At 39.4% G+C, this 16,883-nt stretch carries 15 protein-coding genes; all 15 read right to left on the bottom strand.

Annotated features, from left to right (window positions below):
* Positions 1–31 precede the first annotated feature (31 nt).
* A complete protein-coding gene (locus tag AU377_RS14155) occupies positions 32–964 on the bottom strand; it encodes a nucleoside hydrolase (protein ID WP_067408420.1) in 933 nt (310 codons plus the stop codon).
* 14 nt (positions 965–978) lie between these two features.
* Entirely contained in the window at positions 979–1,869 is an 891-nt protein-coding gene (rbsK, locus tag AU377_RS14150; protein ID WP_067408419.1) for a ribokinase, read from the bottom strand.
* Positions 1,870–1,885: 16 nt separating this feature from the next.
* The gene (locus AU377_RS14145; RefSeq protein ID WP_067408418.1) at positions 1,886–2,860 is read right to left on the bottom strand and encodes a LacI family DNA-binding transcriptional regulator; all 975 of its coding nucleotides are present in this window, start codon (positions 2,858–2,860) and stop codon (positions 1,886–1,888) included.
* Positions 2,861–2,948: 88 nt separating this feature from the next.
* Positions 2,949–4,181: a NupC/NupG family nucleoside CNT transporter gene (locus AU377_RS14140; RefSeq protein WP_067408417.1), complete on the bottom strand. Its 1,233-nt coding sequence runs from the start codon at positions 4,179–4,181 to the stop codon at positions 2,949–2,951.
* Between the two features lie 418 nt (positions 4,182–4,599).
* Positions 4,600–5,139: a CueP family metal-binding protein gene (locus AU377_RS14135; RefSeq protein WP_067408416.1), complete on the bottom strand. Its 540-nt coding sequence runs from the start codon at positions 5,137–5,139 to the stop codon at positions 4,600–4,602.
* 218 nt (positions 5,140–5,357) lie between these two features.
* Positions 5,358–6,026, bottom strand: a complete 669-nt coding sequence (locus tag AU377_RS14130; protein WP_067408415.1) for a GNAT family N-acetyltransferase — start codon at positions 6,024–6,026, stop codon at positions 5,358–5,360.
* A gap of 150 nt (positions 6,027–6,176) precedes the next feature.
* Entirely contained in the window at positions 6,177–7,388 is a 1,212-nt protein-coding gene (locus tag AU377_RS14125) for a PAS domain-containing protein (RefSeq protein WP_067408414.1), read from the bottom strand.
* Positions 7,389–7,542: 154 nt separating this feature from the next.
* Positions 7,543–8,202 carry a phosphate signaling complex protein PhoU gene (gene phoU / locus AU377_RS14120; protein WP_067408413.1) on the bottom strand — a complete coding sequence of 220 codons (660 nt, stop codon included), beginning with the start codon at positions 8,200–8,202 and terminating at the stop codon, positions 7,543–7,545.
* Between the two features lie 21 nt (positions 8,203–8,223).
* On the bottom strand, positions 8,224–8,991 hold the full coding sequence (pstB, locus tag AU377_RS14115; protein WP_067408412.1) for a phosphate ABC transporter ATP-binding protein PstB: 768 nt from the start codon (positions 8,989–8,991) through the stop codon (positions 8,224–8,226).
* A gap of 67 nt (positions 8,992–9,058) precedes the next feature.
* Positions 9,059–9,883, bottom strand: coding sequence for a phosphate ABC transporter permease PstA (gene pstA / locus AU377_RS14110; protein ID WP_067408411.1), 825 nt, complete (start codon positions 9,881–9,883; stop codon positions 9,059–9,061).
* A 1-nt stretch (position 9,884) separates the two neighbouring features.
* On the bottom strand, positions 9,885–10,799 hold the full coding sequence (gene pstC / locus AU377_RS14105) for a phosphate ABC transporter permease subunit PstC (RefSeq protein WP_067408410.1): 915 nt from the start codon (positions 10,797–10,799) through the stop codon (positions 9,885–9,887).
* Positions 10,800–10,854: 55 nt separating this feature from the next.
* The gene (locus AU377_RS14100) at positions 10,855–11,697 is read right to left on the bottom strand and encodes a phosphate ABC transporter substrate-binding protein (RefSeq protein WP_067408409.1); all 843 of its coding nucleotides are present in this window, start codon (positions 11,695–11,697) and stop codon (positions 10,855–10,857) included.
* A 393-nt stretch (positions 11,698–12,090) separates the two neighbouring features.
* The gene (locus tag AU377_RS14095; RefSeq protein ID WP_067408408.1) at positions 12,091–13,053 is read right to left on the bottom strand and encodes a tRNA-dihydrouridine synthase; all 963 of its coding nucleotides are present in this window, start codon (positions 13,051–13,053) and stop codon (positions 12,091–12,093) included.
* A gap of 124 nt (positions 13,054–13,177) precedes the next feature.
* A complete protein-coding gene (locus AU377_RS14090) occupies positions 13,178–13,990 on the bottom strand; it encodes an aspartate dehydrogenase (protein ID WP_253724505.1) in 813 nt (270 codons plus the stop codon).
* Between the two features lie 178 nt (positions 13,991–14,168).
* The gene (locus AU377_RS14085) at positions 14,169–15,437 is read right to left on the bottom strand and encodes a RidA family protein (RefSeq protein WP_067408406.1); all 1,269 of its coding nucleotides are present in this window, start codon (positions 15,435–15,437) and stop codon (positions 14,169–14,171) included.
* Between the last annotated feature and the right edge of the window lie 1,446 nt (positions 15,438–16,883).

Here is a 16,883-nt window from a genome sequence, read left to right as displayed (position 1 = left end):
TGGATTCGATTGGAATCCAGCTTTTTTCATATTATCCTTTTAAATGATCTAGGAATGTTTGAAGGAACTTTTCATGATCCACACCGACGCAAATATTGACATTCGGTTCTTTTTTCAGGAGATTTCTAAAATCACAGATCGTTTGGCCATAGCTTAATTCGCTTTGTGTCTCTACATCAACATAATATTTTTCTCTTTGAACGATGTCCGGATCTAAAGCAACACCAACTGATAATGGATCGTGCAACGCACAACCATTTATGCCGTAGAGGTTAATAGAAAAATTTCTGTAGTCGACAGTACTGTTCTTAACAAAATCATAATACTTGGAACCCTGTAATTCCTCAATATGCTCTTCTGTCAATAACACTTGTCTCGTTACGTCTAAACTCACTAACGTAATATTCATCCCTGAATGGAAAACAATTTTTGCCGCTTCTGCATCCGCAAAAATATTAAATTCAGATGTTGGGATTGTATTTCCTCTTCCCGCTGATTGGACTAGGCCGCCCATAACGATAACTTCTTTTAGCCACTCCGCTAATCTTGGCTCTTTACGAACTGCTAGCGCAACGTTTGTTAGCGGGCCAACCGCAATAAGTGTAAGTTCACCTTTATATTTTTTTGCTTGCTCAATGATAAAGTCCGGAGCAAACACTTCATTTTCAGGTATATCTATGTCAATATGGTCAAGTGCCCCGCCGATACCGTCATTTCCATGTACTCTGAACTCATGATAAGGCTCTTTTAGAAGTGGACGGTCTGCGCCTTTATACACTTTAATCTGGTCTTCTACTGCTAATAACTTTAAAACTTTGTTTGTATTAATATTCACTTGTTCTAGCGGAACGTTCCCAGAAACAGCCGTAATCCCTAGAATGTCTAGCTGCTTACTATTAACTGCATATAGAATGGCGAGTGCGTCATCCACACCCGTGTCAACGTCTATAATGACCTTTTTCAAATCACTCACTCCTCTTACTTTACGTTCGTATGGTTAATAAATGCTGAAACTTCACCTTTAGTAGGCATTCCAGTTTGCGCGCCAAGCTTTGTTGTCGAAAGGGCTGCTACTGCATTTCCATATTGACAAGCAGCTTCTACAGTTAAACCTTTACCTAGTGCAACGGCAAATCCAGCATTAAACGAATCACCAGCACCAGTCGTATCTACAACATCAATTTGATAAGCCGGAATATTTATTTCCTTGCCTTCCTGAAAATAGGAAACACCTTCACTTCCCTTTGTGAGGATCACTTTTCCAATGAGTGCTGCACGATTTCCCTCAATGTTTAAATGCTGAAATTCATGTTCGTTCGGTGTTAAATAATCAACTTTTTCAAGTAAATCAGCCGAAAGCTCACAAATAGGCGCCGGATTTAAAATGACAGTTACGTCATTTTCCTTTGCAATTTCAACTGCTTTTTGTACACCTTCCAATGGAATTTCAAGCTGAAGGATGAGAATATCGCTATTTGCGATTGTCTCTCTCTTCGCTTCCACAAAGGAAGCCGTCACATAGTTATTCGCACCCGGTACAACAATAATATTGTTATCTTTATTTGAAACAACAATGGAAGCAGTTCCCGTCTGATCTGGAACCCGTTCCACATTGCTTACATCAATACCTTCGTTTTGAAGATGTTGGAGCAACTCTTCTCCAAAGAGATCCTCTCCAACGCAACCAACCATTTGAACTGCCGCGCCAAGTCTTGCGGATGCGACCGCTTGGTTGGCACCTTTTCCGCCGGGATTCATTTGAAACTGTTGTCCAAGAATCGTCTCACCCATTTTGGGCAATTGATCGGTAATCGTAACGAGATCCATATTAATGCTGCCTACGACCGTTATTTTAGGGGCTTGTCCCATGATGATTCCACCTTCCTTACGTTGATTCTCTTTCTACTAATTGAACATCAAACTGATGAAATGATTTTTCTATTTCTTGCCCTTCAATTAACTGAATGAGCACCTTTGCGGCCTTCTGACCTAACGCATATAAAGGCTGTTCGATCGTTGTCAATTCTGGGATCGATGCTTTCGCTAATGCAATGCCGTCAAATCCAATGATCGAAATATCTTCGGGCACCTTTAATCCGTGCTGATAGGCCGCTTTCATCGCACCAATCGCCATCGTATCGTTCGCAGCAAAGATTCCATCAACTTCGGGGTGTGATTGTAAAAGCGCAAGCGCTACCTTTGTTGCTGTTTCCATATGGTAGTTTCCATTGATAATATAACTTTCTGTAAACCAATCTTCACTTGACACTATGCCTAAGTAACCTTCGCAACGCTCATTGGCATTTGATACATCGAAAGGTCCTCGAATATGCGCAATTCTTTTACGCCCTTTGTCTTTTAAAAATTGAGTGGCCGTTCGCGCACCTTTTTTATTATCAACGACGATCGTTGGGATATCTTTACTAATCTCCCTATCTATACAAACGACAGGTATATTCAACTCTCGAATCGTTTTTTCCCGTATAGTGTTGGAGGCAAGAATGATACCGTCAACATATTTCTGAAGCAAAATGTCCAAGTACCGCTGTGCTTTTTCCTCATCTTCATCAGAATTGCATAAAATGACAGTATACCCTAGTTTGGCTGCTGTATCTTCAATCGCTCGGGCTAATTCCGGGAAAAATGGATTCATAATATCCGGCAAAATTAACCCAAGCGTTTTCGATTGTTTTTTAAAAAGGCTTCTTGCCACTTCATTTGGTCTATAGTTTAGTTCCGCGATGGCGGCCTCTACTTTTTTCCGTGTTTCTACACTCACATACCCTTTGTCATTCAACACTCGGGACACGGTTGCAACGGATACACTTGCATGTTTCGCAACATCTCTAATCGAAACCATTTCAATTCACTCCATCTTTTCAGTAACCGGTTACACATAGTTTGCATGACAAAAGGTCGTAAGTCAAGATGATCCACTGTTCAGTTGTTTAGACGAAGAACAATCCCACAATCGCTCCATTTAGCAAGTTGGCTAAAGTTGCGGCAATCAGTGATTTAAAAGCCATATCTTGAATATCTTTTTTACGGTTCGGTGCTACGCCGATCATAATCCCTAAAATGATTCCGATTGATCCAATATTCGCAAAACCAGATAGTGCGAATGTTAAAATTGCAATTGATTTTTCGGAGAATTGATCAATCATTGTCGAAAGTGATGTAAAAGCAACAAATTCATTTAAAATCATTTTTTGTCCAAGTAAGTTTCCAGCGGCTAGCGCTTCACTCCAAGGAATACCGATGATGAGAGCAATTGGTGCAAAGATGTATCCCATAATCGTCTCAAAAGAAAGGTCAGGGAATCCAACTAACGATCCTACTCCGCCTAAAATTCCATTTAACAATGCAACAAGTCCAATAATGGAAATTAAGATGATACCTGCATTGATAGCAAGGCTCAACCCTTCTCGGGAACCAGTAATAATGACATCCATAATGTTCGTGTCTTTTTTAGATTCACCCATGTAACCGTCCATCTCTTTCCATTCGTTTGGATTGAGTGGATCTGTTTCGGGAATGACTAGCTTTGCCATCATTAAACCTGCAGGCGCGGACATAATCGCCGCGGACAGCAAATATTTGATTGGAATACCCATCGCAGCTAAACCGATTAATACGGCTCCTGAAACGGAAGCTAATCCACCAACCATAATGGCAAAGATTTGTGATCTTGACATTCGACTAATATACGGTTTAACGGAAATCGCGGATTGTGTCATCCCTAAAAAGATATTCATCGCTGCATTCGTCGATTCTACATAGCCCGTCTTCATAAACTTGGAAATTAGTCCACCTAGCACTTTGACAAATAATTGCATGATGCCAAAATAATATAAAAGTGAGATAAGAGCTGATAAGAAAATCATAATCGTTAATACATTAATCGCAAATACAGATCCAACCGGACCGTTTTTATCTGCTAAAGATCCAAATACGAAGGATAGACCTTCTCCCCCATACGCCATAATTTTCGTTACGCCATCAGAAACAAACTCAACAACTGCCATTCCAACTCCCCATTTAAGGACGATAAATCCTAAAAGGACCTGCGCAAAGAACCCAATTAACGCTGTTTGAACATTTATCAGCTTTTTGTTTTCAGACATAAGATATGCTAAAAATATAATCACTGCACATCCGAATATTCCCCAAAGTATACTCACAATAAATCCTCCTCATTTTTCAGAAAATAGGTAACCGGTTACACATTATCGACAAAAAATATTGCAATCGCATTGTTTACTTGTACATTTTCTTTATATTTAAGCCCTTTTTCGCGTGTCAAAGTCCTCCCTCAATGTGTAACCGGTTACCTACATATGATAAAAAAATATGGCTTACCGGTTTCTAAATTTCAAAGAGTTACACTAATAATGATTTTCTAAAGTAATAGTGTAACCTATTACTCCAAAAGTGTATTCTACTGAATTTAGATTGTCAAGATGAATTTTCATATCGCAGAGTGACAGTTAGTCGAACGATTGTTACTGGGGGATTTAAGTGAAAAACAAAAACTCCCCAAATCTACTAGGATCTTTAAAAAGTAGACTTGGGAAGGTACACGTGTATATTTAAAAAATATTACGTTAGCTGCATCGTTGTGACACAAGTGTCATCGCCTTCATATGTGGAAATTTCGGATTCTGTTGTTTTTCCATCATGCTCGATTTTCACTTGAAATGTTTGATCGCGCGGCAACCAAAGATCGATAAATCCATTTGCCGGGGTCGTCATGATTTCATCGACAACGACATTGCCTTCTTCATCTTGAATAAAAACATTGAATTCTTGTCCAACTAATTCTCCTTGGCAGCCTGTTAAACTGTGAATTGCGCAAGGATGTGTCGTCTCGACAAATGGTGCGATTGAAATAAAAAATTCTTCCTCTGGCAGTTGAATTGACGTTTCTTTACCATTATCCGTCACGATCAGTTCGTGTGATGTAATAGACGCGGTTACATCGTCAAAACTGCCCGTACTGTATTCATGAACCATTTCTTTTATATCTTGTGTATCTTGCTCGTCTTGTGCATCTTGTTCATTAGATGCACTGTTGTTACAAGCCGCTAACAGTAATAGTAGCGATAAGCCTAGTACTGCGAATAAACCCTTCTTCCTCAATGAGTCCACTGCTCCTTGTCTGTTATCATTTTGAAAGCTTACTATAAGAATATTTTATCATATTAATCGAATATCAATTTGTCGATATCCGCACAAATTCCTGTTTATATGTGGTAAAGAGTAATTTAAAAATAAAAAAAGACTGTCATAGAAGGTCCGTTTTACAGACTTTCTAGCCAGCCCTAATGATCAATATGAATATAGTCCATTTTCCCTCCTTATCTATGAAACGGATTTTTCCACTCCATTAATAATGCATAGTTGTGTGATTCTTCGTCTTCAAGATAATTTTCAATAAGCGCAAGCGGCATCCTCCCACAACGCAGTAAAAATGTAACAACCGGATCGTGAATGTCGCCTTTTACAACTGCCTGCACATATTGTTCTACAGTCATCTCATCTGCAAACCGATGATACCCCGGCATACGTCCCCCGCCCACTAATCGTTCAAGCTTTAGCGCTACGACCGTTTGATACATCGCTTGCATCATCTGTTGGCCAAGCTTTAATTTTCGATACAGGGGGCTAGTACAAATGTCAACAACGTACAACGTATTGCCGTTCGGATCATGGTTCCAGATATACCCATTGTCCGTTATCTCTTCCCATGTATGCATCGGGTTTTTCGGGTCGAACTGTACCTGAAGCCCTGTCATCGAACCAACTATTTCCCCTTCAACTTCTACACAGATTGCCCCTTCTGGAAAAAGAGAAACATGGTTTTGAAGCTGCTTTTCATTCCACCAAAGATCGGTAGGAAAAGGCGGTGGAAAACATTTTGCCTGTAATTCGATCATCCCTTCGAGATCGGAAGCCATATAGTTGCGAATTATAATTGGAATCGGTTTACCATCATCGAATACAAATTGCTCCTTATAGTAGGCCATCTTTTACTCCATTTTTCCAGCCTGCATACCATCTAGTTTTCAAATATTCCCCCTCCTATTACGCTAACTATTCCTTCAACTGCCACAACAAAAAAATGACTCCATACCAATAAGATACGAAGCCAATTTAAGTTTCATTACAAATTTTATTTATTCATCAATTTTAGTAAGTCCCGTTTTGACTACACGAGGCAAATCAAAGAAAGGCTGAATATCTTGGACATATTCTAATACGCCTAAAAATTCACCTTCCTCATTAAAAATCGCTTTATAAGTTATGTGGATGTATTGATCTTTCTTTTTGAACCACATACTTTCAGCAGTTCGTTTGCCTGTTTTAAAATCACGGATTAATGTCATCACCTTCTTCAAGCTTTTAGGAGGATGACAATTCGCCACATTGCGCCCAATCGAAATCGGGGTTCGCACGAGCATCATTTCCGATGCTTCTGTTATATCATTGAAGTATTTAAAAAGATCATTTTTATCTACAAATGTGATTTCCAGTGGCAAATGGTTTAAAACGAGCCTAGCTTCTTCTGTTGTTAAGTAACCACCGCCGCCCAAAACGAGGTTTTGAGTTGCTGGTGTTTCACTAACTGTCTTATTAGATGCAGCTATCCATTTTTCCTTAGGAGTTTCGATGATCGCATAGCCAAATGCAGCACTTTCATTTGCGATCGCCAACCAATCCTCTTCACTAAAAATCGACTGAACAATTGGCAAAAGTATTGCTTCTTCTTGGAATATCATTGCTTTAAACTTTTTTTCAAATGTATCATATCTTTTCCGAAAACGTGTAAAATCCATCTCTGAAAGTGAATCGAATTGTTTTTTTACAGCTTGATATAGGACACGAACTTGATCATCCACCAGCCACATCGTCCGTATGGGCGTATAGTGACCATAACGTTCCATCAGCGGGAAAAAGAGCTTTTCTTTACGATTATAGTGGTTATGAAATTCACCTAATCGAAAAATATGGTGCTTTAATTCATTGATCTTATCTAGCTGCCCCTCTTCAAGCAATTTCAAAAGATACTGAATTTGATTCAAAACGACTTGAAATGCAGTATTCTCTTCTTTAAAAATTTGAACTGGATGACCTGGATGATAAATTTCCTTTTCATTACGATGTAAATGAGGATAGAGACTAGAAAACTTCTCAACGTCTTCCATCATAATCCCATAGTCACCATTTAGTAATTCGAGTTGTATGAGCAAAACGTCAATAACACGCACATTTTTAAAATAGTGATCAAAATCCGCTTGGATCAAATCCGGCGATTCTCCCTGCCGCAAACGAATGAATAGTTCCTTCAACATGTGAATTCTTTTTATATCAAATTGTACATTCCACATTTTTTCACCTCATCAGAAATCTGCTTTTAAACTTTCCTATCTACTAAGTATAATTTGTCATGGGGATTTATTTTGTGATCTTTGTCACCTTACCTATATAAAAAATTGAGGTGAAATCCTTCGAATATGAATGGATTCCACCTCAATTAAATGGTTATTGATTCAAATCATAGATCTGGCCTTTGATCAAATAGGCTGCACTTTCGGCGATGTTTGTAATGTGATCAGCAGTACGTTCAAGGTAACGATTGATAAATAACAATTGGACCAGCTGTGTTGTTTCTTCTGGATGTATACGTAAATATTCAGTGATTTTTTTATATGTTTCCATATAGTGGTTGTCGACTTGATCGTCTAATGCCCCGACTTCCTTTGCAAGTGTCATGTTTCCGTCGATAAACGCAGAAACCGCCTTTTTCAGCATATTCATGGAAATCTCATTCATTTGCTCAAGATTTGTAATTGAAATGAGTGATTCTGTTATTCCGATTTTAGCTGTAGATTTCGCGATGTTTACTGCAAAATCGGCGATCCGTTCGATGTCAGAAGTGATTTTTAATGACGCAATAATTCTTCGTAGATCCGTTGCAAATGGTTGCTCTTTTGCAATAAGCCATACCGCAAATTGGTTGATTTCTTGGTCTAGATTATCAATGGCTGTGTCTTCATCAATGACTCGTAAAGCTAATTCAACATCTTGTGTTTTAAATGCATTGAAAGCTTTCTCAAATGCAGATACAGTCAGTGCGTTCATCTCATTCATTTTGTTTTGCAATTCTTGCAAGTTCTTGTCAAAATTTCTCCTTACGTTCATTAAAGTCACCCTTTCATTTACTTAACCGAAACGACCCGTTACATAATCTTCCGTTCTTTGGTCTTTCGGATTTGAAAAGACGGAATTTGTGACATCATATTCAATAATCTCGCCACTTAGGAAGAAAGCTGTTTTGTCCGATACCCTTGCAGCCTGCTGCATATTGTGTGTCACTATTACAATTGTATAGTCTTTTTTCAATTGTGCAATCAATTCTTCAACCTTTAAGGTTGAGATTGGGTCTAGTGCCGAAGTGGGCTCATCCATAAGAATAACTTCCGGTTTCATCGCAATAGCACGGGCAATACATACTCTTTGTTGCTGACCGCCTGATAGACCGAGCGCCGATGACTTAAGACGGTCTTTTACCTCATCCCAAATCGCAGCACCACGCAAGCTTTCCTCAACAATTTTGTTCAATTCTTTCCTACTTTTAATCCCTTGCGCCCGAGGTCCATACGCAACATTGTCATAGATACTCATCGGGAATAAATTCGGCTTTTGGAATACCATTCCGACTTTTGTACGCAGTTTAATGACATCATTCGATTTATAAATATCTTCGTTTTCGATGACAATATCTCCGTTGATTTTCACCCCGTCGATTAGGTCATTCATCCGGTTTAGCGTTCGTAGAAAAGTCGATTTTCCACAACCGGATGGTCCAATTAATGCCGTCACTTTCTTTTCTTGAATATCTAATGATACATTAAATAATGCTTGTTTATCTCCATAAAATAGATCCAAGTCTTTCACGCTAATCTTCGTTGTTCCTTCTGACTGCTTCATAAGTGATCCATTTTCCTCCTTCGCTTCTAAGTGCGCTCAAGTAACTCTCTACCCTAGTCGTGCAAAATTAATAATCTGCTTTATTTAATTTCTTAGATATAAACGTAGCCGAGAAGTTCAAAATCAAGATAATAATGATTAACACAATTCCAATTGCAGCTGCAAGCTGAATATCTCCTGCCTCCTGTGTCACTAAATAGGAGTGAACCGTTAATGTCCTTGCAGAGGAGAATATGCTTGCGGGCATCGCTGCTACTGTTCCAGCAGTTAAAAATATCGCAGCCGACTCACCGATAATCCTTCCCATTGAAAGAATGATTCCTGATAGTATTCCAGGCATCGAACTTGGCAAGATGACTTTGATCAGTGTTTGAAGTTTCGTTGTTCCTAAAGCTAAAGAACCTTCACGATACGCCTTGGGCACTGTTTTCAATGCTTCTTCTGTTGTTCGGATGACCACTGGCAATACGATAATGGTCAACGTTAATGATGCAGCGATGATTGACATACCGAGCTTTAAAGTCGTCACAAAGAATACCGCTCCGAACAATCCATAGATGATTGACGGGATCCCTGTTAAACTTTCTGTCGCAAAACGGATTGTTCTGACAAGCCGCCCTTGCTTTGCGTACTCTTGAAGATACACTGCTGCCAAAATTCCAATAGGCGTTGCAATCACCAGTGAAATCACAATTGTATACACGGTTGTAACAATCATTGGCCAAATGCCACCGCCGCCTGTTGGTGAATAATCGCCGAAGATGAATTCGAAATTAATGAGAGGGAACCCTTTATAAAAAATATATCCTACAATAAGCACAAGAATAGCGACCGTTATGAATGCTGAAAACCATAAAAGCCCGCGCAATAAGTTATCCTTAAAATTTCTCATCTTATTTGGCACCCCTTGCGCTAATTTTTGCTAAAACAAAATTTAAAATCAAAATAAAGGAGAACAATACAATACCTGTTGCAAATAACATTTCTTGGTGTACGCCAGCAGCATACCCCATTTCCAAAGCAATATTAGTTGTCAACGGGCGGACACTGTCTGTCAGGCTTGTAGGCGTGATTAAACTGTTTCCTGCTACCAAAATAACCGCCATCGTTTCCCCAATCGCTCTACCTAAACCTAAAACAATGGCTGCCATAATACCGGACTTGGCTGCCGGTACGACCACTTTAAAAATGGTGCCGATTTCAGAAGCCCCAAGTGCCAAAGAGCCCTCTCGATACGTTTTTGGAACCGCACGGATTGCCGTTTCAGCCACCGTAACAATTGTTGGAAGCATCATGATCGCTAATACCAAAATGACAGCCAATAAGCTTTGCCCTTTCGCTAAGCCAAAATTGTCTTGCAAAAATGGCACGATAATAGCAAGTCCAAAAACACCATATAGAACAGATGGAATCCCGGCAAGCAACTGGACGGCCGGTGAAATCATTTTTGCAACTCGTTTAGGTGCGATTTCTGATAAGAAGATTGCTGTAAATAATCCGATGGGTACCCCGATGATTAATGCGCCAATTGTTGCATAAATAGAAGCGACAATCATTGGGAATATCCCAAATTTATCTTCACTTGGCACCCAATCTACCCCGAAAATGAAGTCGAAAAAGCTATAACCTCCTGCTATAAACGGATGAGCACCTCTGTAAAATACAAATCCGACGATTAACAACAAACTCAACACTGATAGAAGTGCACAGATTAAGAAAAGTTTTGATGATAAACTTTCCAACAGATATTTTCTTTTATTTGATTTACCGTTACCTATGTTCGTTTTTTCAATAGGTGGGCTTGTCATGGCTGCATTCCTCCAAGATTCCTTTTACAAGACAGACGTAAATTCGATTCACCATTTAGTTAATCGGTATCGCACCGGTTTCAGAAACAATGGCTTGTCCATCCGGACTTAAAATGTAATCGATGAATTGTTGTCCTGCATCCGTTAGATTCTCTTCTTTGTTGACGAATAAGAATGGACGCGCTAGTTTATATTTTTGCTGTAGAACATTATCAGCTGTTGCCTCCACTCCATTAATGTCAATCGTTGAAATGGACTCATCGATATATTCGAAGGAGATGAAACCTACGGCATGCTTATTTGTTGCAACAGTCGTTTTAATATTTCCGTTTCCACTTGCAATAATAGCGCTTCTCACAAGCTCCCCTGATGAGAAGTCAACAATTTCCTGGAATGCATCACGGGAACCTGAGCCGTCCTCTCGAGAAACAACCACAATCTCCATGTCATCACCGCCAAGCTCTTTCCAGTTTGTCACCTCACCAGTGAATATTGTCTTCACTTGTTCCAGTGTAAGATCTTTCACCTTATTTGTTGGATGAGTTACGACGACAATTCCATCATAAGCAATGACTATTTCTTTTAACCCACTGTCGATCTCTTCCTGTTTTAAATCACGGGAAGCCATACCGATTTCAGATACGCCATTGATTGCATTTGTGATACCAGCCGATGATCCAATCTGGTTAATCTCTATTTTGACATCGTTGTTTTCTTCATATTTAAAGGCTAATTTTTCAGCCAAAGGCCCTACGGAAGTAGACCCAGAAATAGCGATTGTAGCTAAACCTTCTTTTGACGATCCGGTGTCTTCTTTATTATTATTACCGCATGCAGTGAGTATGACTGCTAAGGAAATAACCAATAGCCCTTTCGTTATATTCCTAATAAATTTCATAGTTGTACCTCCAACATGATTTATTAACCTTTGTAAATAATAATGTCGAATTGTAAATTTAAATAAGGGTTTTTGTAAAGGTTTTGTAAATTCTCTTTACACGTTTTAAATTTTACGATAAAATAATTTTCTGAATCTTAAAAACAAACTTCATGCCTATTAAGCGCTTTGAAGATGGAGCTTGCTGATCCTTCTTGAATGAGGGATCTTTATTTGTTTTAATTTCCCCTTTTCAAGAGTCTATATACGTTAAACAAAAAACTGCCAGCACTTTAGTTAATAAGTAGCTGGCAGTTGTAATTGTTAAATTAGCAGTCGTAGATGCAAAAAAAATGAAAGGTGCCTACGCAATAATAAACGAACACAGGCACCTTTCAAATTATTTCATGTTATTCACTTTTCCCCAAACTGATCAAGCATCGCACGCACTTCATCTGTTGATGATGTGCTCATCAATTGATGCCTTAATTCACTCGCTCCACGGAAACCTTTCACATAGATCTTAAAAAAGCGATGAAGTGGTTTGAATGGACGGGGCTCGCTTTCTTTTGAATAGCGATCGTGAAGGTCGAGCTGCAACCTTAACAGATCGAGCAATTCCTCACTGCTATGTTCCCTTGGCTCTTTTTCAAAGGCAAATGGATTTTTAAAAATACCGCGCCCGATCATAACCCCGTCCACACCATATTTCTCTACGAGTTCCAGACCGGTTTGGCGATCTGGAATGTCTCCATTAATGGTCAAAAGGGTATCCGGTGCGATTTCATCGCGAAGTTTTTTAATTTCCGGTATCAGTTCCCAATGCGCAGCGACTTGGCTCATTTCTTTTCGTGTACGCAAATGAATGGAAAGATTGGCGATGTCTTGTTGCAATATGTGTGTTAACCAATCACGCCATTCGTCTACATGACTATAACCAAGCCTCGTTTTCACACTGACGGGCAATCCTCCTGCTTTTGCTGCCTGGATGATCTCCGCTGCAACTTCCGGACGAAGGATCAAACCGCTTCCCTTTCCTTTTACTGCTACATTCGGCACGGGGCACCCCATATTAATATCGATCCCCCGAAATCCTTGTTCTGCCATCCCAATGCTCATTTGCCTAAAGTATTCGGGCTTGTCTCCCCATATATGAGCGACAATTGGCTGTTCGTCTTCTGTAAAAGTCAAACGGCCACGCACGCTTTCGTTCCCTTCTGGATGACAATAACTTTCCGTGTTCGCAAACTCCGTAAAAAATACATCCGGTCTCGCTGCTTCACTTACAACATGACGAAAAACAACATCCGTCACATCTTCCATAGGTGCCAGTACAAAAAACGGCCGTGGTAACTCATGCCAAAAATTATCTTTCATCTTCAAATTCGAATCCTTTCATTCATGGGACACTTGATAAAATAAAGTTCCCCTATTCATGCTATTATAACCAATTGTATAATTAAGGATTTCCCGGAATTGCTTGTTTCACATTCCAACTGACTTAATTATAAAACAAACCGCCGTTCCTACAAAAATCCTCCAACGTTCTGACGACACTTAAATTTACAAGATAACTAGATTTCCTATTCTCAGGCGATGGTTTGTTTTCGAATCTAAAATAAAGATTACCGAAGTTTCCCGTTGCCTGAATTTCATGCGTATTCATTTCAATATGAGGGCTTGCAATGATGTTTACCATCGTTCGTTCAGGTCCGAGCCCCGCAAGACTTAAGGCGGCCGCTACGTTTAAATTCTCCGGAAAAGCACTTGCCGCCTCAAGCGCACTTCCCCGAAAAAGTACAAGATCCTCTGTTAGATGGTCCATGTCAATTCCATTTTCTATAATATAAGGCGCGCCTGTTAAAGAGTCGGGATGTTTCTTCGTTGTGAGTTCAACTGAACGTAATTCGCCCATCGCAGCATTTCGGATGGCGTCAAGTCCCCCGATCGCTCCAGAAGGAAGTAGAATTTGGCTTCCAGACTTTTTAGCCTCTGTATAGACAGTTTGAAAAAAGTCTTGATCCACTAAGGCGCCAATACTAATCACTAAAACATGTTTCCCTTTTTTAACAAAGGTCAGCAAATGATCTTTGACCACTTGTTGTCCCGCAGCCTCGATCATTACATCAATTTCATCCCATTCCAAACTGTCAATATCCGTTGTCCAATGACAGTTAGCATGGGCTGACAGTTCCTGTAGATAGTCTGTTCGACGAGGTGTGCCGACAATTGTATGTAACTTTATCCCTTTAGTCTCTCCATTTACAATTGAATTGACAACATAAGTTGCTATATTTCCACATCCAATAATCACTACATTCAATATGATCACCTCTTAGCATTTTAACATATAAAAAAGAACAAACTTCAACAAGGAATTTGTTCTTTTGAATTTAATTGGTGATAGTCACTTACACAACTTCCTAGACAAAATCCAAAAGCCTCTCACCACTTTTATGGGTGAAAGGCTCTTATTTTAGGGATGGCGCCTATTATGCTTGTGGAGGTGTTCCTTCAGCATTTGATACAACTGCATCGATTTGGATTAAAGCATCATGAGGCAAAGCTGATACGCCAACTGTTCTTCGTGCAGGAACACCGCCTGGGAAAAATGTTGTGTAAACTTCGTCTACCGCATCCATATCCTCGATATTTTCAAGGAAGATGTTTACTTTAACTACATCGTCCAGATCGTGGTCGATACTTTCTACAATTGCCTTCATATTTTTCAAGCACTGTTCAGCTTGCTCTTTTACACCACCAGCTACCAATTCACCAGTTTGGGGATCCAAAGGTAATTGTGCTGAAAGGTGATTGTAATGAGAAAACGCTACAGTTTGTGTAGATAGAGAACTCTTTGGTGCATTTTCAGTGTTGTTTGCCCAGATAACGATGCCATGTCTGTCTTCAATAGCTTGTGGAGGTGTACCATCTCCATGTGACACCACTGCCTCAATTTGTACCAAAGCATCCATCGGTAAAGCTGAAGCTGCAACTACTGTACGTGCAGGGACATAGGCTACGGCTCTTGCGATTGCCGAGTCTGGGAAAAATGTTGTATAAATTTCGTCTACGGCTTCAAGATCTGAAAGGTTTTTAAGGAAGATATTAATCTTCACAATATCGTCAAAAGGAACGTCGATACTTTCTAAAATTGCCTTGATATTTTTTAAGCACTGTCCAGCCTGCTCTTTTACACCGCCAACTACTAATCTACCCGTTTTAGGATCGATCGGTAATTGAGCTGAAAGGTTATTGTAATGAGAGAATGACACAGTTTGTGTAGATAGCGCACATATTGGTGCATTTGCCGTGTTATTTGTAAGTTTTATGAGATCGCCTGCTTGTGGGGCGTTTGGAATTGTACCTTCACCGTGTGAAACAAGTGCTTCGACTTGCACCAAAGCATCCATAGGTAAATCTGCCACTGCGACTACCGTCCGTGTAGGAACATAAGTTGTGAAGAATGTTTTATAAACTTCATCTACAGCGTCAATATCTTTGATATCCTTAACGAATACAGTAATTCTAACAACATCGCTCATCACATGATCAATACTGTCTACAATTGCCTTGATATTTTTAAAGCACTGTTCAGCCTGTTCTTTTATACCACCAGCTACCAATTTACCAGTTTCGGGTTCGATAGGTAATTGAGCTGAAAGGTTATTGTAATGAGAGAAAGCTACAGTTTGTGAATATAGAGAACTTATTGGTGCATTTTCCGTATTTCTTGCTAATACTGCGTTATAGTCGCTCATGATCTTATTCCCCTCTTAGATGAATTCCAATTCTCACTAGACACAGACTTCTTTTTTGAGTAAGTGATGTTTTGGTTTAACTACGCAGCCTAATTATATGAAGGCTTGAATGCCTGATTTCTGCTACGAAGCTTGAAGGAGTAACCGCTCAAGTGGTTACTCTAGGGGCAATTATAGCAATCTTTCTTCTTTTTCACTACATACTTCTTATGTATAATTGGTGACAGTCATTCACACAATTAAGACAATTTTTCGCCTACCAAATTTGACAAAAGTGATTCTTGCAACAAATTGCAAAATATTGGTGTATCCCACTTTTCTTATGGGAACGCTTTTGTCCATGTGGCAGAACCCCCCCGCTTCAAAACGGAACATTTTAAGTGGCGGGAGGTTCAAAGGTTTATTGCAAAGTTACAAATCATTGTCCATTTAAAATAATCTCCTGCACCTTCACCCCACCCAAACCCGCATTCCACCGTTGCCGTTTAAAATAAAGTCTTTCATCTTTCCCTCATTTTCACACTTTTTTGGTCACGTTTTGACCACTTTTCACTGCTTTTCTCACGCTTTTTGGTCACGTTTTTCTCGATTTAAAATAAAGATTTTTACGTTCGAGAAAGAAGAAATAGAGTAGTGACAAGGGTTTCAAGGATTTTGGGTACAGAACTTTGTTTTAAACGGCTGGGACAAGATGTTGCGAGTTTATTGTAAAGTGCAAGGGTTTATTGCTGAGCTACATTTTTGTCCATTTAAAAAATACTCCTTCACCTTCACCCCATCCAAACCCGCATTCCTTCGTTGCCGTTTAAAATAAAGTCTTTCATCTTTCCCTCATTTTCACACATTTTTGGCCACGTTTTGATCACTTTTCACGCCTTTTCCCACGCTTTTTGTTCACGTTTTTCTCTGTTTAAAAAGAAGTTCTTTACGTTCGAGATTGAAGAAAGAGAGTAGTGACAAGGGTTTCAGGGATTTTGGGTACAGGACTTTGTTTTAAACGGCTGGGACAAGATGTTTCGAGTTTATTATAAAGTAAAAGGGATTATTGCTGGGCTACATAGAAGAGTTAAGGATTAAGGATTTAAGGAAACTTACATAAACTAAAAAGTTATTGCCTTAAATCAAAAACTAATCTCTCCAAATTTCTCCGATGACTGATTCATCTTTTGCCAAAAGACCAGGTAAAAGAAAGACAAGCTTACTTCTTTTTATACTTTTTATCCGATACACTCTTCTAAAAACATGCTTATTTCTCGGAAGATATCACCCGATGGTTGAATAAGAGATCCTCAAGTGAACTATTAGCCAAATTCAACAATTGGATCTACGTCAATATATTGGACACAAAAAAGTTAAGTCTGTTTCAGAACAACATCCATTCATGGAGTGTCCTGTATCCAGCGAAACCAGTCAAGTGAAAGACCGCACTTGACAGCTTTCGCTAGA

The organism is Sporosarcina sp. HYO08 (assembly GCF_001563475.1).
GTDB lineage: Bacteria > Bacillota > Bacilli > Bacillales_A > Planococcaceae > Sporosarcina.
The sequence above is the reverse complement of the archived record's forward strand: the minus strand, read 5'-3'. Positions and strand labels throughout refer to the sequence as shown.